24 protein-coding genes are annotated in these 24,871 nt (G+C 37.4%); all 24 read right to left on the bottom strand.

Annotated elements, in window-relative coordinates:
* Window positions 1-25: 25 nt before the first annotated feature.
* Entirely contained in the window at window positions 26-1,420 is a 1,395-nt protein-coding gene (gene scfB, locus EO112_RS04850) for a thioether cross-link-forming SCIFF peptide maturase (protein ID WP_127163213.1), read from the bottom strand.
* 316 nt (window positions 1,421-1,736) lie between these two features.
* Window positions 1,737-1,880: a six-cysteine ranthipeptide SCIFF gene (scfA, locus tag EO112_RS04845; RefSeq protein WP_009353042.1), complete on the bottom strand. Its 144-nt coding sequence runs from the start codon at window positions 1,878-1,880 to the stop codon at window positions 1,737-1,739.
* A 78-nt stretch (window positions 1,881-1,958) separates the two neighbouring features.
* The gene (locus tag EO112_RS04840; protein WP_127163211.1) at window positions 1,959-2,990 is read right to left on the bottom strand and encodes a metal ABC transporter solute-binding protein, Zn/Mn family; all 1,032 of its coding nucleotides are present in this window, start codon (window positions 2,988-2,990) and stop codon (window positions 1,959-1,961) included.
* 127 nt (window positions 2,991-3,117) lie between these two features.
* Complete coding sequence (locus EO112_RS04835) at window positions 3,118-3,717, bottom strand: ECF transporter S component (protein ID WP_126939228.1); 600 nt, start codon at window positions 3,715-3,717, stop codon at window positions 3,118-3,120.
* A 214-nt stretch (window positions 3,718-3,931) separates the two neighbouring features.
* Window positions 3,932-4,093, bottom strand: coding sequence for a hypothetical protein (locus EO112_RS04830; protein WP_009353045.1), 162 nt, complete (start codon window positions 4,091-4,093; stop codon window positions 3,932-3,934).
* Window positions 4,094-4,226: 133 nt separating this feature from the next.
* Window positions 4,227-4,826: an ECF transporter S component gene (locus EO112_RS04825; protein WP_062401874.1), complete on the bottom strand. Its 600-nt coding sequence runs from the start codon at window positions 4,824-4,826 to the stop codon at window positions 4,227-4,229.
* Between the two features lie 213 nt (window positions 4,827-5,039).
* Window positions 5,040-5,573 (bottom strand): D-glycero-beta-D-manno-heptose 1,7-bisphosphate 7-phosphatase, encoded by a 534-nt coding sequence (gmhB, locus tag EO112_RS04820; protein WP_127163209.1) that lies wholly within the window; start codon window positions 5,571-5,573, stop codon window positions 5,040-5,042.
* A complete protein-coding gene (gene rfaD, locus EO112_RS04815; protein ID WP_127163207.1) occupies window positions 5,573-6,538 on the bottom strand; it encodes an ADP-glyceromanno-heptose 6-epimerase in 966 nt (321 codons plus the stop codon). Before rfaD ends, gmhB begins: the two co-directional genes overlap by 1 nt.
* The gene (locus tag EO112_RS04810; RefSeq protein ID WP_127163205.1) at window positions 6,535-8,019 is read right to left on the bottom strand and encodes a PfkB family carbohydrate kinase; all 1,485 of its coding nucleotides are present in this window, start codon (window positions 8,017-8,019) and stop codon (window positions 6,535-6,537) included. The genes rfaD and EO112_RS04810 overlap by 4 nt, the downstream gene beginning before the upstream one ends.
* Window positions 8,012-8,584, bottom strand: a complete 573-nt coding sequence (gene gmhA, locus EO112_RS04805; protein WP_127163203.1) for a D-sedoheptulose 7-phosphate isomerase — start codon at window positions 8,582-8,584, stop codon at window positions 8,012-8,014. The genes EO112_RS04810 and gmhA overlap by 8 nt, the downstream gene beginning before the upstream one ends.
* Window positions 8,577-9,050, bottom strand: coding sequence for a transcriptional regulator NrdR (gene nrdR / locus EO112_RS04800; protein ID WP_127148632.1), 474 nt, complete (start codon window positions 9,048-9,050; stop codon window positions 8,577-8,579). Before nrdR ends, gmhA begins: the two co-directional genes overlap by 8 nt.
* 11 nt (window positions 9,051-9,061) lie before the next feature.
* The gene (locus EO112_RS04795) at window positions 9,062-9,979 is read right to left on the bottom strand and encodes a DUF535 family protein (protein ID WP_127163201.1); all 918 of its coding nucleotides are present in this window, start codon (window positions 9,977-9,979) and stop codon (window positions 9,062-9,064) included.
* 153 nt (window positions 9,980-10,132) lie between these two features.
* Window positions 10,133-10,582 carry a deoxyuridine 5'-triphosphate nucleotidohydrolase gene (locus EO112_RS04790; RefSeq protein ID WP_009353037.1) on the bottom strand — a complete coding sequence of 150 codons (450 nt, stop codon included), beginning with the start codon at window positions 10,580-10,582 and terminating at the stop codon, window positions 10,133-10,135.
* Window positions 10,583-10,594: 12 nt separating this feature from the next.
* Entirely contained in the window at window positions 10,595-12,664 is a 2,070-nt protein-coding gene (locus tag EO112_RS04785; RefSeq protein ID WP_127163199.1) for a polyribonucleotide nucleotidyltransferase, read from the bottom strand.
* A gap of 733 nt (window positions 12,665-13,397) precedes the next feature.
* Window positions 13,398-14,072: a type II-A CRISPR-associated protein Csn2 gene (gene csn2, locus EO112_RS04780; protein ID WP_009353043.1), complete on the bottom strand. Its 675-nt coding sequence runs from the start codon at window positions 14,070-14,072 to the stop codon at window positions 13,398-13,400.
* A complete protein-coding gene (cas2, locus tag EO112_RS04775) occupies window positions 14,069-14,374 on the bottom strand; it encodes a CRISPR-associated endonuclease Cas2 (protein WP_038144438.1) in 306 nt (101 codons plus the stop codon). The genes csn2 and cas2 overlap by 4 nt, the downstream gene beginning before the upstream one ends.
* A 4-nt stretch (window positions 14,375-14,378) precedes the next feature.
* Window positions 14,379-15,257 (bottom strand): type II CRISPR-associated endonuclease Cas1, encoded by an 879-nt coding sequence (gene cas1 / locus EO112_RS04770; protein WP_127163197.1) that lies wholly within the window; start codon window positions 15,255-15,257, stop codon window positions 14,379-14,381.
* Between the two features lie 8 nt (window positions 15,258-15,265).
* On the bottom strand, window positions 15,266-19,396 hold the full coding sequence (cas9, locus tag EO112_RS04765) for a type II CRISPR RNA-guided endonuclease Cas9 (protein WP_127163195.1): 4,131 nt from the start codon (window positions 19,394-19,396) through the stop codon (window positions 15,266-15,268).
* 510 nt (window positions 19,397-19,906) lie between these two features.
* The gene (locus EO112_RS04760; protein ID WP_009353030.1) at window positions 19,907-20,602 is read right to left on the bottom strand and encodes a TVP38/TMEM64 family protein; all 696 of its coding nucleotides are present in this window, start codon (window positions 20,600-20,602) and stop codon (window positions 19,907-19,909) included.
* 27 nt (window positions 20,603-20,629) lie between these two features.
* On the bottom strand, window positions 20,630-21,859 hold the full coding sequence (locus EO112_RS04755) for an aspartate kinase (protein ID WP_127163193.1): 1,230 nt from the start codon (window positions 21,857-21,859) through the stop codon (window positions 20,630-20,632).
* A 271-nt stretch (window positions 21,860-22,130) separates the two neighbouring features.
* On the bottom strand, window positions 22,131-22,526 hold the full coding sequence (locus EO112_RS04750; protein ID WP_009353050.1) for a class II SORL domain-containing protein: 396 nt from the start codon (window positions 22,524-22,526) through the stop codon (window positions 22,131-22,133).
* A gap of 199 nt (window positions 22,527-22,725) precedes the next feature.
* Entirely contained in the window at window positions 22,726-23,259 is a 534-nt protein-coding gene (gene cobO / locus EO112_RS04745) for a cob(I)yrinic acid a,c-diamide adenosyltransferase (RefSeq protein WP_127163190.1), read from the bottom strand.
* A gap of 79 nt (window positions 23,260-23,338) precedes the next feature.
* On the bottom strand, window positions 23,339-23,941 hold the full coding sequence (lepB, locus tag EO112_RS04740) for a signal peptidase I (RefSeq protein WP_009353044.1): 603 nt from the start codon (window positions 23,939-23,941) through the stop codon (window positions 23,339-23,341).
* Between the two features lie 51 nt (window positions 23,942-23,992).
* Entirely contained in the window at window positions 23,993-24,862 is an 870-nt protein-coding gene (locus tag EO112_RS04735; RefSeq protein WP_127163188.1) for a YitT family protein, read from the bottom strand.
* Window positions 24,863-24,871: the final 9 nt, after the last annotated feature.

Here is a 24,871-nt window from a genome sequence, read left to right as displayed (position 1 = left end):
CCCGCCTCCCTTCTCTTATATAATTTTAATGATTTTCTTGTCGGATCCCCGCTGCGTCAAGTTCAGCTTGAATCATAATAGCACATTCAATACGTTTTTTCTGTAATTTACATCCCATTTCGTATGGTATGCTAAGGTCTCCACCTAATGTTTCATTATTCGCATGGCAACCGCCAGAGCAGAAGAATTTTGCCCAGCAATTAGCACATGTTTCTTTCGTAAATACGTGAGTGTTTCTGAACTGCGTTGGTATATCGTAGTTTTTCAAACCGTCGAAAACAGTACCAATCACATACCCATCTTTACCTACATATTGGTGACATGGATAAATATCCCCATTTGGTACAACCGCCATATATTCATGCCCTGCTCCGCAACCACGCAAACGTTTTGCCATACATGGTCCACGATACAAGTCCATACGGAAGTGGAAGAAATTAAACTTCTCACCCCAACCAGCTAATTGACGTTCTAAATATAAGTCTGCCAATTTTTCATATTCTTTTTCAATGATTGGCATATCTTCTGGACGCAATACATAAGCGCCGTCTTCTCCTACCACTGGTTCCATAGACAAATGCTCGAAACCTAAGTCGGACATAGCTTCTACGTCTTTGCAGAAGTCTAGATTATTATGCGTATACGTGCCACGTACATAGTATTCACGACCATCACGCTGTTTTACCGCATTGACCAAGTTCTTCGCAACCGTTTGGTACGTATCGCGACCACCTGCACTTGGACGCATGCTATTGTGTACATCTTCTCGACCATCTAAAGAAAGAACTAAACTCATATTATGCTCATTCACATAATCGATTTTATCTTGTGTCAGTAACACACCATTCGTCGTTAAGGTTAATTTAAAAATCTTTCCATATTTATCTTGGATCGATTCGATATATTCTACAGTTTGCTTCACAACATCCCAGTTCAACAATGGCTCGCCACCGAAGAAGTCAATTTCACAATGTTGGCGTGGGCCACTCATAGAAATCAAGAAATCTACGGCACGCTTCGCCACGTCAAAACTCATTAATTCCCGTTTCACTCCGCCGTAATCACCTTGGCTGGCAAAACAATATTTGCAAGCTAAGTTGCAGTCATGAGCAATGTTTAAGCAAAGAGCTTTGACGATTGGCTTTTCATCCACTACAAGTTTGAACTCTGCAGACATAGGAGCAAAGAGCATTTCCTCTTTGATAAGCTCATCTAACTCATCCATAATTTCATCTAATTCCGCTGCATCTTCCATCGCATCTAGCGCACTATGTACAGCCTCACGGTTTGTACCATTATAGATATCTAATACGCGATCGATAAGTTCATCGATAACATGGATAATACCACTATTCACGTCAAGTAGAAAGAACTTATCTTTCATTTTAAATTTATGAATCATCGGTTGTAATTCTAACATTCATACCTCCATTAACTTACTAAAGTCTACCGTATATTATATCACTTTATACTCGTAACGTATAGAAAGCTATCAATATAGAGTATACTTTTTCTAAAATTATAGTATGCAAAAAATTGTACTTTTGAAGTACAGATATTATAATTTAGACAAGCTAAAGACATAAAAGGGTTAGCATACAGAATCCCCCTAGATCTGGTACATCTAGGGGGATTTTTGTATGTTTTATAGTAACACTTTTAGTATAATCCTAGAAGTAATATAAAGCAAATAAGCTGCCCACCATATGGTGAACAGCTTATTGCTAATCGAATGATTATTTTTGTTTGCACACTTGGTTGCCTACTGTACAGCTAGTTTTGCAAGCAGATTGGCAAGATGTTTGACATTCGCCGCAGCCGCCTGTTTTAGCAGTTTTTTGTAGGGATTCAGTGTTAATTGTACGAATACGTTTAGACATCTTCATTCCTCCTAAGCACAAACTTACTCTTATATATTATCATCTAATACCGATTCAAGCAAGCGCAAGGGACAGGAATTAGTGAGCTAACGCTTCTTTCAATGTTTTAAGGTTTTCTTCCATGATGTCAAGGTATGTCACATTTTTTTGTGTTTGTTCTTCTGTTAAACCTTCAGCTGGGTTCAATACATACACTTTTACACCAGTTTCAGCGGCGATGGCATTCGCCAATTTAGGGCTTACCAATTCTTCACTGAAGATAGCTTTTACATTATGTTCTTTGATGAAAGCCACAATATCCGCCATGCGTTCTGGTGTTGGTTCTGCATCTGGAGATACACCCATAATACCTAATTGTTCAAAGCCGTATGCTTTTGCTAAGTAACCAAATGCCATATGGCTAACTACTAAGTGTTTATCGTGTTGTGTTTTACCAAATTCTTCATATTTAGTATGTAAAGCTTGTAATTTTTCTTTGTATGCTTTGCCATTTGCTTCATAGTATTTTGCATTCGTAGGGTCTGCTTTAGAGAAAGCTTCTACAACAGCATCTACTTCTTTTGCTACATTCATTGGATCTAACCATACATGTGGGTCAAACTCGCCATGTTCATGTTCGTGCTCATGTTTGTCTTCTTTTTGAGCTTTATCATGGTCATCTTTATGATCTTTGTCATGATCGTGATCTTTATCGTGGTCATGATCATGTTCGTCTTCATCTTCATCTGGAGCTGGCAACAAAGTAACCGATTTAGATAATTCTACAGGTTGCGCTTGTTGTAGCACATCTTTTGCTAGAATCTTTTCTGTTGGTTCCAAACCTGCACCACTATACAAGAACACTTTAGCAGTACCGATTTCTTTCAAATCTTTTGCAGTTGGATCCCAATCATGTGGTTCTGCTCCTGGAGGTACTAATAAAGACACATCAACTTTATCTCCCCCTACTTGTTTCGCTACATCATATACAGGGAACACGGTAGTAACAACTTTCATTTTTTCAGCTGGTGCTGCTTGTTTTGTATCACTACCACACCCAGCAATACCTACTGCAGTCGCCACCATAGTAGCTCCTAGTACAAAATAGGTTAATCGTTTTTTCCAATTCATGAGTATACTCCTCCTAACACATAAAAAACAAGAAGTGATTAGTTTTTGCTAATTCACTTCTTGATTATATCCGATTTAAAAAATCCGTGCTTGAATGCATGAGCAGTCTATACACTCAATTTCATTATCATTTAAACTTTTTAATAACAGCTAGTGCCACAGGTGTTACAACAGCTACCGCTAATAATGCTTCTGGAATACCATGAGACCATACAATGCCCATCACCACATTAAATACAGCTTCCGGTGAAATGTGTGTTGCCTTAGCAAATTCTACCCCATAAATTGTGTAAATACCAGTCATCACAAGGATTGTATTAGTAGCTGTTCCCAAGAATGCAGCTAAACCGATACGGATGGCTTTCACCTTAATTGGTACATACATATACACCAACGCTGCCACTAAACCGATCAACATTCTTGGCAATACAGAAATAATAGGATTCATAAATGCAAAGGATAAAATATTAGGTGCCATGTACGCTTGTACCATACTGTACGCACCGAACAAGAAACCTACAGACATGCCCACCTTTGGCCCTTCCACAACACCACCTAAGATAGTTGGAATGTGCAAGATAGTAGCACTAATTGGTGGAATTGGCACAAAGCCCCACCCTGTCATACCAAGTACAATGGTAATCCCTGCCAATAAACCAATAATCGTTAATTGACGTACCGTAAATTTTTGCGATGGCTGTGTTTGCAACGCTGTTTCTTTTTCCATGTTTTCCTCCGTTCTTATTCCCTTAGGATATAAGTCGAACCAATAATAAAAAAATGGAACTCAGTTCTGCTCTTCCTGATACAGACTATACAGTTAGTTCCTCGTATAGAGTAGTACAAAACAGTGCTTCTGTCAATCAAAAAATGTAACTTTTCTTACACTACAAGAAAACGAACACCTTATGAGGTGCCTCATACAAGTGTTCGTTCTACCATTACAGCCCTAACAATTTTCTGCCTTCTTCCCAAGCGAAGATAGGTGTTAGGAATGTCATTAAATTTTCTTCTTCAAATGGATAGGCACGCATTCCAATCGCTTCAGCAGCCTGTACATCAGAAGGTTTATCACCCACAAAGTAGATTAATCGTTTTTCCAATTCATGAGTATACTCCTCCTAACACATAAAAAAACAAGAAGTGATCAGTCTTTGCTAATTCACTTCTTGATTATATCCGATTTAAAAAATCCGTACTTGAATGCATGAGCAGTCTATACACTCAATTTCATTATCATTTAAATTTTTTGATGACAGCTAGTGCCACAGGTGTTACAACGGCTACTCCTAATAGTGCTTCTGGAATACCATGAGACCATGCAATACCCATCACCACATCAAATACAGCTTCTTGTGAAATGTGTGTTGCCTTTGCAAATTCTACACCATAGATTGTATAAATACCAGTCAATACAAGGATAGTACTTGTGACTTTTCCTAAGAAAGCGGCTACACCAATACGGATAGCTCTTACCTTAACTGGCAAGTACATATATACCAACGCTGCTACTAAACCAATCAACATTCTTGGTAATATAGAAATGATTGGATTCATAAACACGAAAGATAAAACATTCGGTGACATATACGCTCGTACCATACTGTAAGCACCAAATAAGAACCCTACTGACATCCCCACTTTAGGACCTTCTACGATACCACCTAAAAGGGTTGGAATATGCAAGATGGTCCCACTAATTGGTGGGATTGGCACAAAGCCCCATCCTGTCATGCCAAGTACAATCGTAATCCCTGCCAATAAGCCAATAATCGTTAATTGACGTACCGTAAATTTTTGCGATGGTTGTGTTTGCAACGCTGTTTCTTTTTCCATGTTTTCCTCCGTTCTTATTCCCTTAGGATATAAGTCGAACCAATACTAAAAAATGGAACTCAGTTCTGTTCTTCTTGATACAGACTATACAGTTAGTTCCTCGTATAGAGTAGTACAAATCAGCTATTCCGTCAATCATAAAATGTAACTTTTCTTACACTACAAGAAAACGAACACCTTATGAGGTGCCTCATACAAGTGTTCGTTCTACCATTACAGCCCCAATAGCTTTCTGCCTTCTTCCCAGGCAAAAATAGGCTCTAAGAATGTCATTAAGTTGTCTTCTTCAAATGGGTACGCACGCATGCCAATGGACTCAGCAGCCTGCGCATCAGATGGTTTATCACCGACTAGGAAGCTACCATCCACATCTACATTCCAGTCCTGAATTGCTTTCGTCAACATACCAGGATTTGGTTTGCGGCAATCACAGTCTTTCGTGTACTCTGCCACTGTCCCTTCTGGATGATGTGGGCAGTAATAGTAGGCCAATACTTTCACACCTTCTGCCTCTAATCGGCGAGACATTTCTTCGTGTAACTGATGCACATCGTCTTCTGTGTAGTATCCGCGAGCCACTCCGCTTTGGTTTGTCACTACAATGATGTCATACCCACGGCGTTGTGCCTCTTGCATAGCCTCAATAGCACCTGGAATAAATTCCAATTTCGCAGGATCACTTAAATATCCTACATCTACATTAATAACTCCATCACGATCTAAAAATAATACCTGTCTAGTTTCCATTATTTTACATATCCTTCATTAGTCGCTAATAACTCACAATATTCATGAACTGCTTTTTCTAATGGCGTAAATCCTTTATCATAGCCAGCGGCTAACAATTTTGTTGTATCTGCTTGCGTATAGCTTTGGTATTTACCCTTTAATACTTCTGGAAAATCGATATAACGAATCTCTCCTTTTCCAGCGAAGGAAATAACAGCTTTCATAAACTCATTAAATGTATGAGCATGACCTGTACCACAGTTGAATACACCACTAATTTCAGGATGTTCCCAGAAATAGAAATTCACATTTACCACATCGTTTACATAGATAAAATCACGGGTTTGCTCACCGTCACCATATCCATCGATGCCTTTAAATAATGTAATTTCACCAGTTTCTATCAATTTATAATACATTTGACGCACCAAAGATGCCATCTTATCTTTATGTGTTTCATTCGGTCCAAAGACATTGAAATAGCGTAAGCCCACACATTGAGATTGTAATTGATTTCTAAATTTTGCTACATAGCGGTCAAATAGTAGTTTAGAATACGCATATGGATTCAAAGCTTGTTCGCAAGATGGGTCTTCACGGAATCCATTAGTCCCATGTCCATAGGTAGATGCAGAAGATGCATAGATGAAAGGAACTCGACGTTCTTGGCAATAATGAAAGAGATTTTTAGATCCTTCATAGTTATTTTTCATCATATATCTACCATCATAATTCATAGTGTCTGCACAAGCACCTTCGTGGAATACCACTTCGATAGGTCCACAATCAAAGGTATTTTGTTCTACCGCGGTATCAAAATCTTCATAATCGATATAATCTGCAAAATCCAACATTTCAATGTTGCGGATTTTACGACCATCCGTTAAATCATCAACAATCAAAATATCATTGCGACCTTTATTATTCAACTGTTTTACAATATTGGAGCCGATAAAGCCAGCACCACCAGTAACAATAATCATAGTTTTCCTTCCTCTATTAATCCTTGAATACGTTCAATGATTCCTGTTGTAGAATATCCCTCTTGGAACGGCAAGATTTGTACTTCCTCTACAAACTCCTTGCCAATGACGTCTTCTGGCTTATAATCTCCACCTTTAACCAATATATTTGGTCGCAACTGTGAAAGCACCTCTGCTGGCGTATCTTCTTCAAATAGAACCACACCATCTACAAAGCCTAAAGAGCTCATCAACAAGGCTCTATCTAATTCATGGTTGATAGGACGACTATCCCCCTTTAAACGGCGTACAGAACTATCTGAATTCAGGGCCACCACCAAATGATCACCCAGTGTTGCTGCCTCTTTTAAATAGGTCAAGTGACCACGATGTAAAATATCAAAGCAACCATTCGTAAAGACAACCACTTCGCCTCGATCTTGCCATAATCGGATTTTTTTGGCTAATGCTTCTACAGAATAGACACTTTCTTTATCTTCTTTTTTTGCTTTCATAGAAGACAATAAATCTAATAATTCCTGACGGTGAATTGGATAGGTACCCACCTTAGACACCACTACACCTGCTGCTGCATTGGCAGCTACTAAAGCGGCTCGGATAGATAAACCTGCAATTAATGTAGTAAGCATCATAGCCACTACCGTATCCCCGGCACCGCTCACATCGAATACATCTTGCTGTTTCGTTTCTGCATTGTGCCACACATTACCATCTTTACGAACTAAGGTAATCCCTTTAGCCGAACGCGTAACAATGATAAAGTCTAGCTCCATGTTATCCAAAATATGACGTGCTGCTTTAACAACCGCTTCATCTGTGTTGGGCACTTCATAGCCTACAGCTTCACTGAGTTCCTTCACATTAGGAGTAATACAAGTAGCACCGTTATATTTTGACCAGTCAGAACCTTTCGGATCCACAATAGTCATAATGCCAGCAGCACGAGTTTTACTGAATACTTGACTTAATAAGGATGGTTGGCAAATACCTTTACCATAGTCAGAAATCACAAGACCTTGCAATCCTTTGTGCAACAACTCATCTAGCCAAGTAAGGATAGCTGTTTCACTGGCACTGGACACAGGCTGATTCACTTCATAATCTAAGCGAATCATTTGCTGTTGTCCACCTAAGATGCGTGTTTTCGTGGTAGTCGGAATAGAATCTTCAGTAAAGACGCCCGTACTTTGGATACCATTATCTTCTAATAATTGGCGTACTATCTTACCATGTGCATCATCGCCAATACGAGATGCCATATGCACTTGGCAATCTAATTGAGCTAAATTATTTGCTACATTGGCAGCACCGCCTAATACTTCCGTTTCACGTTGCACTAAATTCACAGGCACTGGAGATTCTGGCGAGATACGACTTACATCACCAAAAATATAGCGATCTAACATGCAGTCACCAATAACCCCTACTTGTAATTGTGGTAAATCACGAAGCAAAAACGATTGTAATGTACGGTTAGGCATAATCTTCTTCCACCAATTCACATAAAATATGGCCCGCTAAAATATGCATTTCTTGAATACGGGCTGTCACTTTTGATGGCACTGCAAAAGTTAAATCGCATAACTCTGCCATCTTTCCACCACCTTCACCCGTAAAAGCAAAGGTATGCATGCCAATATTACGAGCAGATTCTACGGCTTTTACCACATTTTTACTATTTCCAGATGTAGAAATACCAATCAAAATATCTCCAGACCGGCCTAATCCATTTACTTGTCGGGCAAACACTTCATCATACCCATAATCATTACCTACAGCTGTCAAAATAGACGTATCTGTAGTCAGCGCAATGGATGCTAAGGAACGACGTTCTTTTTGGAACCGTCCCACTAATTCCGCTGCTAAATGCTGAGAATCTGCGGCGGAACCACCATTACCGCAAAATAAAATTTTATTGCCTGCTGCCAGCGCTGCCTTACAACGCTCCGCCATAGCTTCAATAACACCCATCACTTCATAAGTAGCACTCAATGTGTCTACATGATCTGAAAAGCGGGCACTAATAATTGGATGTAACTCACTCATGTGTTGTATCCTTTCCATGATTGTCCAATAATTCGTGTAATTCTTGTAAAAAACTTTCTACATTATTAAATTGTCGATATACAGAGGCAAATCGCACATACGCAACTTGGTCCACATCTTTCAACAAGGATAATACAATTTCACCAATTCGCTCCGTAGTCACTTCTTGCTCTACTTCCATGCGAATTTGTTTTTCTGTTTCATTTACAATCGATTCCAATTGATCCGTGGAAATGCCTCGTTTACTGCAAGATCTCCACAAACCATTCATCAATTTAGATCGATCAAATAATTCTTTTTTCTGATCTCGTTTTATCACCATAATTGGTAAATCTTCAATCACCTCGTAGGTCGTAAACCGTTTGCCACAGTTCATACATTCCCGCCGACGACGAATATTATTATCGTCCGTAGACCGTGAATCTGTGACTTTGATTTCATCATGATGACAATAAGGACATTTCATATCGTATCCTCCTATTGGTTGCGCAAGAAAGTCTTTCCTTGCTGTTGAATTTCTTCTATAAAAGTATCTAACATTTCATAGCGTTTGCGATACATATTTCGTTTATGCGTTTTCGCTGTTTCGTAGGTTTTCCGTTCCTCTGTTAAAGGAATCACAAAGAATCGGGAGTCTTTGTCCCATACGTGACCTCCTAATTCTTCCCAAAAATCATCAAATTTCACTAATTTATGACGATTGAAACGAATTAAATGTGTATTTGTATAGAACCCTTCATCGGACACTGCATACAAAATTTCAATGCCCAAACAAGTGGCTAATTGTCGTAGTAAAAAGAACATAAAGTTTTTAGGACGATAGCCATGCATTTTTTTCGTTAGCTTCTTCGCCTTATCTAAGCCTTCTTTATACCCTTGTATAGTACCAATCCAGATACATGGTTGTCCCGATGGATCCACACCTAATCGGAAGTTGATATGATAAATTCCATCCCCTTCGTAGGTTAAGAGCAAACTTAGCAGTCCTTCTTTACGTTGTCCTGGCATATATTGTAAGGTAGCTTCTAAAGCTAATTCTTCAGAATGCCATAATTGAATGCCGCTTTCAGAGGGACTGTACAAGGATCGAATCGCATCGTCTGTCACATATTTCGGTAGCATATCAAAATGTTGTGTAATACAGGTTAATCGTTCTTGGGCTGTAGATTCTTTGTAGAAGAATACACGATTAATAATCTCCCAGATTCCTTCTTGCTCTTGTAACAAATTTGGATAGCTATGATAGTGTTCAAAATAGGCTTCCAATTGTTTCAACTGAGATTTATTTTTATAGGAACGGGCCGTGAATAAAAAAATACGTCGTTTTTCACGCCAGCTATGGTATCCATATATTCTTTTACCTAATTCCCATTGTTGCTTTGCATATGTAAACACGGTACATCCTCCTTAGGATAGACTATATCAAACTATATTATACTCCATTTTAACAACGAAATTCAATGATAAGCAAAAAACTAGAGAGTTCTAAGACTAAGCCTTAAAACTCTCTAGTGAAAGAAATGTGGTTACATTCCTTAGTATATGTTGTTATTTACTGCCTGTGCTACCAATACCACCAGTACGAATACCGCGCGCATCGTCATCATTAGTCAGTAAGTATTTGGAGAAGATACCTTGTGCTACTCGTTCTCCTTTTTCTAAGGCAACGGGAGCATCTGTAATGTTATACACAGCAATCATAATATGACCTTCGTTATCTTCATTGTTATAGTAATCAGAGTCAATAATCCCTGTACTATTGGTAAGCATCAAACCTCGTTTGATAGCCATGCTTGAGCGAACGTGGATCGCTAAATATTCATCATAATGCATGAACGCTTTCAATCCTGTAGGAATCAATACTGTTTCCTTAGGGCCTACTACAACAGATTCTGCACATTCAATATCATAGCCTGCACTTTCAGAAGTCTTACGCTTCGGTAAATTGATACCTTGTCCTTCAAAGGCAGAAACTACTTCAAATCCACGAATATCCATAGTGCACCTCAATTATTTTAATAGCTCTTTGCGGGACAAATTGATACGACCTTTGTCATCGATTTCGATAACTTTAACCATAATTTCATCGCCTACATTGACTACATCTTCTACTTTTTCTACACGTTCTCTTGCTAATTGAGAAATATGAACTAAGCCTTCTTTACCTGGCAATACTTCTACAAAAGCACCAAAATTCATCAAACGAGTGACTTTACCCATGTACACTTCGCCTGCTTCTACTTCTTTTGTCAAGTTCGTAATGATTTGGATTGCTTTTTCAGCCGCTTCTGCTTCTACTGCAGCAATGGAGATAGTGCCATCATCTTCGATGTCAATTTTAGCACCAGTTTCTTCAATAATGCCACGGATAACTTTGCCACCTGTACCGATAACGTCACGGATTTTGTCTGGATCAATTTTCATCGTTACGATGCGAGGAGCCCATTTAGACATTTCTTCACGTGGTGCTTGGATAGCTTCCATCATTTTACCCATGATGTGCATACGACCTTTGTGAGCTTGCGCTAATGCTTCTTCTAAGATTTCACGAGATAAACCGGAAATTTTAATATCCATTTGGATGGCAGTCACACCTTTTGTAGTACCTGCTACTTTAAAGTCCATATCACCTAAAGCATCTTCCATACCTTGGATATCTGTTAGGATTGTATAATGTTCATCCTGTGTTACAAGACCCATTGCTACCCCAGCTACTGGCGCTGTAATAGGCACCCCTGCATCCATCAAGGATAAAGTAGAACCACATACGCTGGCCATGGAGCTAGAACCATTGGATTCTAATACTTCAGATACTAAACGCATAGCATATGGGAATTCTGCTTCTGTTGGAAGAACTGCTAATAATGCTCTTTCAGCCAACGCACCATGACCAATTTCACGACGTCCAGGACCACGAGAGGAACGAGTTTCCCCTACAGAGAAAGATGGGAAATTATAATGGTGAATGTAGCGTTTTTCTGTATCTAGACCAATGCCATCGATAGTTTGTTTTTCAGATAATGGAGCCAAGGTACAAATGTTTAATACTTGTGTTTGACCACGTGTGAACAAGCCAGAACCATGCGTACGTGGCAAGGCGCTAACGCGACAAGAAATAGGGCGAACTTCATCTAATTGACGGCCATCTGGACGGATTTTTTCTACCGTAATCATATGGCGCACAATTTCTTTCACCATTTTCTCTAATGTAGCGTAAATATCGCCTGCTTGCTCTGGGAATTGTTCCGCAAAATGAGCCAATACTTCTTCGAACACAGCTTGTTGTTGCTCTTCCCGTTGCACTTTATCTGCACAGCGTACAGCTGCATCTAATTTGTCATGTGCATAGGCACGAACTGCTTCTGCTACCACTGGGTCTACTTCTTTAATTGGGAACGCGCGTTTTGCATGACCAATTTCAGCTACCATAGTTTCTTGGAAAGCTACAATTTTTTTGATTTCTTCGTGAGCCGTCATGATCACTTCTAAGATGACATCTTCAGGAATTTCATTCGCTTCCCCTTCTACCATCAAGATCGCGTCCTTCGTACCGGCTACAACCATATTTAATGTAGTTGCTTCTAATTGTGCTTTGGTTGGGTTCACCACAATATTGCCATCTACAAGACCCATGCGCACGCCAGCGATAGGACCTGCCCATGGAATATCGGAAATGGATAATGCTGCAGAAGCACCAATCAATGCACAGATTTCAGGTGCATGGTCATGATCAACAGATAATACAGTAGCTACTACATGTACTTCATTACGGCTACCTTTATCGAACAAAGGACGAATTGGACGGTCAATCAAACGGCTATTCAAAATAGCAGACTCTGGTGGACGTGCTTCACGTTTAATAAAACCACCTGGGAATCTACCAACAGCATACATTTTTTCTTCGTAATCTACTGTTAATGGGAAAAAGTCAATATCTTTTGCCTCTTTAGATGCCGTTGCTGTAACCAATACAACCGTATCGCCATATTGTACTAATGCAGAACCACTTGCTTGTTTTGCTAACTCGCCAGTTTCGATTGATAACGTGCGACCAGCAAGTTCCATTTGGAATCGATTCATTCCATGCCTCCTGTTTAATTCTTTATCCTTAAAAATCTTTATAGTTGTTATTATACACGAGTGGAGAGGGAAATACAATTTACTGATAATGGTTCGTGAAAGTTTTAAAAAAAAGATTAGACTGTGTAATCCCAGTCTAATCTAGCCTCTCATATATTCAAACGTATCATTTTCATAAAAAGCATGTTTGGCATTCTTCCTATTATAAACATACTATTAATTTAACCTTTATACATGCACAAGTTACATGTGGTTACTCACATAATTAAAAGATTGAGATATTTACAGAATCACACTACTCTCAAACCACACTTTCAGCTAAAGTTTAGAAGCTTACTATATAGCAAAACACGTAAACTTTATATGTATTTAGTTGATACCTTTTGAAAATATATATCAGCTACTGATAGTATATCATATTTTTGAAAAATATTTGATAGTTATTATTAACATTTAATTACTTATAAGTAAAGAATATGGTTATACCCTAGAGAGTTTAGTTTAAAATATTTACAGAATCACACTACTCTCAAACTAGGCTCGTATACACGCTTCCAGTTTTTAGGTTTGAGATATTTACAGAATCACACTACTCTCAAACAGCCTTATTGCCAACCTCTGCAATCACTTGGTTTGAGACATTTACAGAATCACACTACTCTCAAACCCCAAATACAAGTTCGAGGTTCCAAAGCTTGTCCAGTCACCACCAAGTGTAATCCTGTAAATACCGTTAAATCAAACAGAAGTCATTATCTAAAGTATACCCATTAATTAAGGATTTATCAATATCTTGTAGTCCATATGAACCTGAAGATATACATAGAAAACATAGCTGTTTAGCTAATATAGTATTAAAAAATTGATCTAATTCCTCTAGGTCTAAATACAAATCTATATTCATAATTACAAATAAATCTGGATCTAATAATTCATGAACAATATCAATGTAGTCTATTAAACGAGCCACTGTATCTGTATCACTTTCATGTATTTTAAATCCTCCTAACTTAATAAGATCCGCTGCTACAATTTCTTCTTTATGTTCAAGTGCAATGTTGGCTCCAAACTCTAATTTATAGAAGAACTGATGCAGCTTACATACTACATCGTGCAAATCTTCCATCATCAAATTACTTTCTTTCACTAAATTAGCATTCAACTTTGTTAAGATTGTTTTACTATTTACATCTACTTGAATGGGGTTCATGATAATATGAAAAGACTTATCAATCGCTATCCTTTCAGCATTCACATTATATATCCAAGGTCCTTCTCCCCCATTATATTGCTCATATAGTTCTAGAATCATATGTCGAAAAACACTATGCTTTTCAATACATAAATAGTTAACTTTTGTACTATTCAAGTCTATCTCAATGGTTGAATCCTGATAAAATAGCTTCATAGGACTATCACTCTTTCTGTTGTATCTAACACTTCAGACTGTGTTTCTCCTATCAATATTTCCATTTTAGAATATTGCTTTTCAGTTACGGTTAATAAACAAATATTTCCATCTGCTGGTTTATGTTCTCGAAGTTGTTTTTCCAGCAATTTAACACTTGTTGTATTTAATACCAACTTCACATACACCGATTCTTGTAGCATAATAAACCCATTGACTAGTAAATATTTCCTAAAATCACGATAGGCTTTCCTATGAACTGATGTTTCTGTCGGTAAATCAAACATTACGAATACTCTCATAAATCTATAACTCATATGTAATAAACCTAATTAAATCTGGATCCTTATATGTCAGTGCATCCAATACACTTTTGCAATAGATTCCTATGGCATCTTTTAAAATAAAGCTAGTACCTTCTACTTTTACATCTAAAGCTAGTAAACTCACTAGACTAAGTTTTTCTTCCTTTCCAAACTCCTTAGGGGCTAAGTCAACTATTTTGTTATCCACAAATACTCGTAATACCTCTACTAGGTCTGACCCTAAATTGTAAGAATTAAATTGATTTCGATGATTAATTCCCAATTGTGTTATATATCCATTTCTAACAATCTCACGATTAACAGTAGATAAAAATATACTGTACCCATAATCCAATCCAGCATTAATAGGGTTTTCTTGCTCTCTCGTAAAAGTACTGCCAAACAAGCTATTAAAATATACTTTCGCTGCATGTCCTTCTCTCTGAGTTATGTCATTAAAGCATATACCATCAATATAGCCATATAGCATATTGGTTTCATTAGTATGCCCATTCTTTTCAAGCACACGAGCTTGATTATGAATCTTCTCAGCTACGATACGACTCCAAATATGCCCCTTAATTTCATCATCCCAGTTAGCTTGTTCGCGGCATCGTTTACTTGTATTATGACAACCATACAATGGCATTACTTCACTACTAGGATTCCTCTTTTCATCGCAAAAAACTATTTTAACTTTAGCTTTTACTAATGCATTGAGAAGCACGGCAGTTAAACTAACTGCCGTAGATTCAATAATCACCATGTAAATCTCATCAATAAACACTTTCTTTACATCGAATCCCTGCCGAACAATCATATAATTCATCTTAAAATCAAGTTTTGATTGCTTAGTGATAACTACCGTGCGCCAACTCATAGTGTCTCTTATTTTATTTTAATTTCTTGTTCATATAAGCCTGTGATAGATGTTGTAATAACGCTAAATTGTTCCGTATTAGATATATTAATCCCCAGTGTAGAACGAGAACTAGTCATGCCAATTTTTGTAATATCTCGTTTTGTTTTAAAGTTCGTTAACACATTCAACACTTCCAATAGCACACTAGCTTGGTCCTCTAAAGATAATGCTATGAATGTATCAAAGCCAACTGTTCGAAACTCTTCTAATTTATTTCCTTTCATCTTAGAAAATAGAGGCGTATCAAGTTTTTTTAACAACTCTTGATATAAGGCAATATTTTGTTCTTTACTAACTGTAACTTCTTTATGGTTATAAGATGTTTTTATATTCTCAATACGGAATGTTTTTGAGTTTTCTATCTTTTTAATAGCTACTTTTTCTAGCAATTTAATATATACACTCGATGTTATATCCATTACCACATCAACCGCACTATCGACAGAAACATTAGATCCTGTTTTACCACCCATATAATAAGTAAAACCATTAATATTTACTTTACTACCAATATATAGTCCTCGATATAGTATTTGGATATCTACCACTGATGCAGGTTTTTTACAAGTAGATAAATATGCCTCTTCTATTGCCTTATGAATATCTTTCTTACCTGCTATATAAAGTGGTAAGGAAAATATTTCAATTCGATCTTGGTCCGAAGTATCCCTGATATTCAAAATGATATATTCAGAAATGGTAATCGATGTTCTTCCGCCATATTTTTCCACATCTCTTACACGTTCATCAGATGATTTCAATGGCAGATATACACCACGTTTAGCGATTCCTTTTTTGTATATAGTTTCATCAGATAGACCACCTTTTTGAGGTACCGCCCGTTGTGTAACACGTACATCATTACTTTTCATCATCTTTTTCACTATTTCCATATGAATATTAGGATCCCAGATCACCTTCTTAGATTCTTCTGTTAATTTAATTTCATATTCAAACATTTTTGTTAAATTATAGGTACGATGTGTCCCTTTTTGTTTGGCAAAGGATAAAAAGTTTTTCGTAAACTTTTCATGATACACATTGCCTACTACGATATTTAGGTACGCATCTTTTGCATGATGATGATGATTAATAGAGCGCACTTTTACAAAGCCATAATCACGTCTAAAATCAGATACATTTTCTGCTTTAGAAAATACTACTTCTGTCTCTGGATACAGTTGATGTAATAAAGTAGTAACCCCCTTAACAGACTGATTCGTAGATACCATCTGACGATTGATAAACTGATTGAGTTCCTCATCGGTTAAGTCTGTTGTACGAACTAAACGATCATATTTCTTTTCAGAAATAAATCCCCTATCCCATAATAATTTCCAAAATCCTTTTTGCTTAGATTGAATAGCCGATAAAATTGGAAACCGGTCTGTTTTCTCTGCATTTAATTGTTTTTCCACTAACACAATATTATGCCAACTGTCATCCTTTGTTAAGCTACGCGGATATATATGGTCGATATCATACGTATCTGTAAACAATTCATGAATATCGATTCTACGGCCAGAATACATACAACGCCCCATTTGTGTAAAGTATAAGTATAGCTTTTTACTATTCAGAGCAGAATCTTCTTTAGATTCCAATTCTTGTTGCAAAACATGTACATCTTCATCTTTAATTTGTTCATATAACTCTTCCAACAGTGCTTTTCTAGACTGAGTCCGTTTTTTATCCGCTTTATTTGTGCGAGCTACTTCTACAAATATTTTCTTTGGTAGTTCTTTACGTATAGATACGATCTCATCAAGGATGCGCAATGTTTGCCATACGCTACGTTTTACCATCGGCGATAAGGATAAATCTTCTAACATTTCAAATGCTGTCTTTTCTTTCTCCCCCAATACGTTTGTCACATATTCTTGGACCACATCAATGAAAGAATAAGAAGAGCTCAATAGTTGCATCAAATTTTCCTGCCCCTCACGCATATGCTCAATGATAGTACCTGCTTCTGCATCGTCATCATTCTTTTTCATACCCCAAATATCGGACAAGAATTTTTTAGACAATCTACCCCAACCTGTATAGGTAAGTTTCCCTAATTTTTTAATTTGTTCTGTAGTAAGACGATCTCCATAATAGTTTTTCAACACTTGTCGCAACATATCTTTACTTTCACCAAAGATAGTGATATATCGAATGATATCTTCTGCCATGGCATGGTCAAAATATTCCCCTAGGATACGAGTCATGTCTCTGTGGGATGTTAACTTCGTAGCAATCTGTTGGTCCATGCCTGTGATGATAGGCGGTTGTGACACATAGTTATTATCTACTAAATATTTTGCCACCACTATTTTCGTAGCTGTTTTACTATCTTGCAAGGATATAAAATGGTCTCGGATAAATGCTTGTTTCACATCTGCAGGTAATGGTTTATCGTTGACACGAATATTGTTCAATTCATTCAGCAACGAAAACTCCGCATAGAGCAAGGAATATTTAGGTAACACATCTTGGTCGATTAAATAGGTACATTTGTTAGTTAAATTTTCAATAAATTTAACTGCTGATGCTTGGACATCAATTTTTTGGTCAAAGTTCCATGGTAACACTTGTCCTGCTTCTTTACGGACAACCCAAGCAAAACCACCATTTTCAATGGAGTGTGTTGGATTCAATGGCCCTACATAATACGGGATTTTAAATTCTAAGATAGATATAATTTTATCCGCTACGGTCAATCCATTTTCCACTTCATTTAAAAATGGGAAGTTTAGCTTTGCTTTTTCTAGAATGCGTACTAATTCTTCTTTATGCAGTTGATAAGGTACTACCCCATTTTTACTAATTCGTTGAAGTGGTAAAAATGTTCCTTCTTCTAGTTTCTGCACTATACGCCTTGTATTTTCTGTTTCTGGTAATACGGAGACTACTTTTCTAACATACTTATAAAACGCTTCTTGTGTTGTAGAGGTATTACCATTCACACCTTGTTTAATATATTTAACGTAATTTGTACCTTTATCTATATCTACAACAAACATGTCATCATATAATTTTTTGTCCTCTTTCAGTACAGATTTTAAAAGCCCTAGATCTTCTTTATGTTGATTATAGGATTCTATTTTTGCCTCTGACAAAGATTGTCCAGGCTTTATAATAGAGCTAATCACAATGATATCGTGTAAAATCTTACATTGATCAACAATTACAAATCGGTCTCCCCAGGCATCTTCATAAGCATCCCGTACATCCTCATAGATACCTTCATGTAAATTAATAGTCTTAAATTCTTTTTCTTCTGGAAGTACTACTTCTACATCCTCATCTGTAAATAGATTGACCAAATTAGCTTTCAAGCCCACGATGAGATAAGCCCAAGCTTTTAACCTGTTTTTTTCTACACTGGATAATTTTTTTCCTTGTGCAATCAACGGCTCTATCTGCTTTACCTTTTCACTTCGTGCAATACCTCTATCTAGCACTAAATTGGCTATAGACTGGAGCACACTTTCATCCTCCACATAGCTTCCAAAACCTAGTTCTTCTAAAGTAGATCTAAGAACTGAATAAATCTCTCCATCTACAGAAAATTCTTTTTTCCCATACAAAAAGTTTCCCCGATATTTTAAGATATGATGAATCGCCAAAAATAACAAACGAATATCTTTCGTGCCTTCTGTCATCAAATGATGGCGCAAATGATAGATGGTTGGAAATTCCTTGTAGTAATCCACATCTGTGTAATTCTTGTCTATGAATAATGTATATTTCACTAGATTTGTTTTATCTTCTACATGGTAGTTTGATTCATGAAGACGCATGAAAAATGTTTCATCTACAGCATTTATTTCTTTAGAAAACAAAGACTCTAGTAAAATCAATCGAAACTTTCGACGTTGCAGGCGACGACGAGCAGACCGTTTCATACGTGTATCAACAGCTGTTTGTGCCTCTGCAAACAGTCTAGATCCCCACATTTTATGAGATTTAAATTTCAATAACTCATACTTCTCATTTGTCACAGCCCAACCAACAGAGTTTGTACCAATATCGAAACCAATAAAATAATTCCCTCTTTTGAAACCTTTATGCGTGCAAATCTGATCCTTGTATTTGTCAAAATCACTCATTGTACTTCTCCTTTTCCATACAACATAACCGGCCTCACACAATACAACTGTAAGCATTCATTACCATACCTTAAAATGAATATTGCCATATATTATTTAACTTCATTATACTACTAAAAAATCCTTGACTCCATATCTTTTTCTGTATACAATAAAGGTGTCTCAAGGAGTTGAGACATTTACAGAATCACACTACAAGTTCAAATACGAATTTATTTTCATCGCCCTTGGGGCACCCGCTGTGGGTACTTAACTCAATTCATTAAGAATTGAGTTTTTTTATTATTCTTCTTTTGAAGCACGATACCATACATAGACTATATTGCACTATACTAGCGACTAAACAAAGTATCATAAGACCGAAAAAAGGAACGTTGATCAAACATTATCAACGTTCCTTTTTATATATTTACTCGTATATTAAGATCATAGATTGTCCTAGTAAATACCTCACTGTCTCAAACAGTGAGATACGCCAATCCTACAAATAGAAGGAGGCATCATTTTATATTACCGCTGTTTAGCCCACCGTTGGTATCCTTTCCACAACAGGAAATAGATAACCGTAGCAATGAGCACCACTACTGCCAATCGTCCTAGATTATCTTGTAACAGCACCGTATCGTGACCCACAATCACTTCTAGTGCAGTAGATGGAAACTTACCAATCAAGTTCGCAATGATGTAATCCCGTAAGGAGATTTGACTAATGGCTCCTAAGGCTGTGATGATTCCACTTGGAAAATATGGAATAGATCTAGCAAAAAGCATCATAACTAAACCATTTTTACCACTAAAGTCATCTACTTTCAGTAAAAACTCGCTCTTTTCAATGACCTTATGTGCCGTATCTCGCAAAATGTAGCGCATAATCATAAAACTAAGCACCACACCTACAGTCTCTGCTAACCAAGAAATAATAATCCCCGGCACCACACCAAATAACAAGCCATTGGCTGTAGAAAAGAAGATGGATGGTAAAAATCCCAATGCATTAATGAGCACATCCAGAGCAAAGCTTATCACCATGGCCCATGGCCCATAGGATTGTAATACCTCTGCCATGCGTTGTACATCACCAGAAAGGATTAATTCCCACATATCATCATAGAAACCTGGAACAAGGACGTACACTAGAAGACCCAGTGCTACTAATCCGCTTAACAACCCTAGTTGTATATACCGTTCCTTTTTCTTATCATTCATTCCTATACCTTCTTTTCTAATTGTTACTTAACCTCTGCCGTCTAAAATTAATTTATCGTGAATAGCTCGTACAGCTGTTTTAATATGTTCCTCTCCGATAAGGCAGGAAATACTGATTTCAGATGTACTGATAATCTCGATATTCACACCTTCATCAGATAAAATACCAAACATTTTTGCTGCTACACCTGGTTGTCCCAACATACCAGCACCGATGATGGAAACTTTTGCCATATTTTCATTAATTACACATTCTTCGATAGACATGGATTGACCAAGCTCTTCAAGTACTTGCTTCGCTAAATTCACATCATCACGTGTAATGGTAAACACGATATCCGTGCGCTTGTCATCTGTAGTGCGAATACTTTGTACGATCATGTCTACATCAATGCTCTTATTTGCCAACGCTTGGAATACTTGATGCGCCACACCCGGTACATTTTCTACACCTACAAGACTTACTTTTGCTACATTTGTATCATCTGCAACGCCTGTAATAGCGTATTGATTTGCTTTCATTGTATACTCCTCTCGAATTATCGTGCCTTCTTCATCACTGAAAGTAGATCGTACATGAATTGGCACCCCATACCGATGTCCCATTTCGACCGCTCTTGGTTGCATAACCCCTGCTCCTAAGCGGGCCATTTCTAGCATTTCACCATAAGTGATTTCTTTCAATTTCACGGCTCCTAGTGCCACTCGTGGATCTGTGGAGTATACCCCATCTACATCTGTAAAGATTTCACATACATCGGCTTTCATAGCGCCTGCTAATGCTACGGCTGTTGTATCAGAACCGCCACGACCCAATGTAGTAATGTCCCCAGCTTCCGTCATACCTTGGAAACCCGCCACAACCACAATGTTACCGGCTTCTAAAGCATCTAGTACACGTTTCGGTTCAATATCTAAAATACGTGCTTTACCAAAGGTATCGCTAGTCGCAATCCCAGCTTGCTCACCTGTCATAGACACCGCTGCATGACCTTTTGCTTGGAATGCTAATGCCATCAATGCAATCGTCACTTGCTCACCGGTGGACAAAAGACGGTCCATTTCACGGCCATACGGCATAGATGTGACTTCTTTCGCCAAGCTCACCAAGTCATCTGTTGTATCGCCCATAGCTGAAACAACAACCACAACACGATCATCTGGTTGTTTGTCGCGCAACACGCGATTTACAATGTTAAATATTTTTTCAGGTGTCGCTACAGAGCTACCACCAAATTTTTTCACAATTAATGCCACTGCAATCCCTCATTTATAAGATACAAAGTATAAAATAATATCTATATTAATCTACCATACTACGCTACTAAAGTAAAGGATTTTTGTAATATTTTACTATTTTTATCATACATTTGTCTTTTTAAGGTAGATATTTCTATATATATTTTTACTATATTATACAACAGTCTATGCCTATACAAATTCTATACGTAATAATAAAGGACTGTCATCCCTTACTAGGGGTAACAGTCCTTATCATAATCAATTCAGTTAGATGTCTAATCCAAAATTAGCCTTCTACTACGATATCTTTTTCAGATTCCCATAAGCCGTGGATGTTGCAGTAAGAAGTTGCAATCAAACGACCAGATTTTTTGAAAGATGCAGTAACAACACCTGCTGCTTCCGCATGTACCGGACCTTCGTTAGCACCTGTAGGAGCTTCACCGTGTACATTGAACTCAAGACGAGCTACTTCGTAAGGAAGTTGTGTACCTTCTTCTACATAGTACAATTTGATCCAAGAAATATGATGTTCTACAGTGTTAGGATGAGCAATTTCTTTACCCACTTCTAATTCGATTACAACGCGTTCGCCAGCTTTAACAGTGTCAGGTGCTGTGATTACTGGAACGTGTTTTTCTGTTGCAAATTCAGCTGTTTTTACATAATTTGTGATAGCCATAGGTATAACCCCCTTGAATTAATATCATATCCAAACATGGAAACCTTTCCATGTAAAGCACTAAATTAGTACACTATTATTGTACTTGTTTTTCTTCACTTACGCAAGAACTATTTTTAAGATTTTCGATGTGGTTTTTGCATACCCCTTTTATTTTATGCAACATCCAGTAGTCAATCATATACTTAGATTACCAAAGTTAAAATTCTATGCCACGCTTTGCTTTAATCCCTTGTTGATAGGCATGTTTGATAACTTTCATTTCCGTTACCGTATGCGCCAATTCAATAATCTCTGGGCGTGCATTTCGACCTGTTAAAATCATGTCTAAGTTCTCTGGTTTTGTTTTGAGTAAATTCACTACTGTTTCTACATCTACTAAGCCATAATGAATGGCATAATTGATTTCATCAAGGATAATCAAATCCCATTGACCAGACTTCACTTCTGTTTCCACCATAGTCCACGCTTCTTTTGCTGCTTGTTGATGTTCCTTCATTTTTTCTTCTGATTCATCTTGCTTATGAAAGATGAACCCTTTTCCCATGGATCGAATCTCTACAGTTGGTAGTAATGCAATGCCTGCTAGTTCACCATAATTAGCACCACTTTTAATAAATTGTAAAATAAGTACCCTTCTGCCACATCCAGCTGAGCGTAGTGCTACACCTAAAGCTGCTGTTGTCTTGCCTTTTCCATCTCCTGTATTGACTAAGATTAAACCTTCACCCATCTGTCTCTCCACCTTTCTTAGGATATATGGAAATCCCATGCCAAAGCACAGGATTCCTAATGATTGTATTGTATTATTGTTAGAATGGATTACGTATATGATACGCTAGTTTGCCAAGTACATGGTCCACTGGTACGAATCCGATGAACCGACTATCTGAAGAATGATTACGATTGTCTCCCATCACAAATACATGTCCTTCGGGAACAGTAATTGGTAAGGAGCGTTCAAACTTCATAGTCTCTTTTTTAGTATACGGCTCATTTAGCTTGGTACCATTTCTCCAAACATGTCCTTCTTTAAATTCTAATGTATCACCAGGGCGACCAATTACTCGTTTTACCCATACATCATGACCTTGCAAAGATGGTACTACCACACTGGCGTAATTCATCAAAGGTTCCATCACATCATCTTTCCAAGAACGCTCTCGTTGCACGCGACTATCAATGATAACGATATCTTCATAGTTTGGTACATCTCGCATTACATGAGACCATTTACTAATTAATAGGAAATCCCCATTATGTAAAGTATCCTCCATGGATTCGCCGGACACTCTCGTGGGCTGCACAATAAATATATGCGTTAACATGGCTACAATAAGAGCTACAACAATGGCTTGTAACCACTCACGAACTTCTTTCAAAATTTGACTTCCTATGGCTGTATCTTTTTCCATAGACCCTCCTATTCTAAGGATACGCAATGATACGTATCTTACAATTATCTATTAATGAATTGATTTTTTACCAAATTGACCACCAAATACATCATGTACATCATTGATGGTGATAAAAGCATTCTCATCCACTTCGTAAATAATATCTTTCAATTTTGTTAATTCCAATCGCGTCACAACACAATAAATAATACGCTTTGGGGTCTTAGTATAGGCCCCTTCGCCGTACAATAAAGTAACTCCACGACCTAAGCGATGCATCACTACATCAGCGACCTCTTCCGATTTATCAGTAATGACCATAACTCCTTTAGATTCTTCCACCCCAGTAATAACTAGGTCCATCATTTTGTAAGCTACAAAATAGGCAATCAAGGAATACATGGCACTATTCCAATCATATACAAATCCCGCTGCTCCTAAAATAAAGAAGTTCAGGAACATAACGATTTCACCTACGGAAAAGGAACTCTTTTTATCAAAAATGATAGCTACGATTTCAGAGCCATCTAAGGACCCACCATTTCGTATAATAATACCTACTCCAAGCCCCAGAATAATACCGCCGAAGACTGAGGCCAACAAGGGATCATGTACAATAGGAGGTACTTGATGCATGAAAGCAGAAAATACGGAAATACACGCTATAGCAAATAGGGTTGATATGGTAAAACTTTTACCAATTTGCATATACCCTACATATAAAAATGGTAGATTAATTAACATAACGAGTACACTAAATGATATACCAGATAACTTACTAGCCATCAAGGCAATACCTACAACGCCACCATCGATAAGGTGATTGGGCACTAAAAATACATCTAGTCCATAGGTATAAATGGCCGCTCCAATAATCATCATAAAATATCGCATAACCATATCCATTAATTTTCGTTTTCTGCTTTTATGTTCTTTCATCCTTTGGAT

The sequence above is a fragment of the Veillonella sp. VA141 genome, from assembly GCF_003992175.1.
Taxonomy (GTDB): domain Bacteria; phylum Bacillota; class Negativicutes; order Veillonellales; family Veillonellaceae; genus F0422.
The sequence above is the reverse complement of the archived record's forward strand: the minus strand, read 5'-3'. Positions and strand labels throughout refer to the sequence as shown.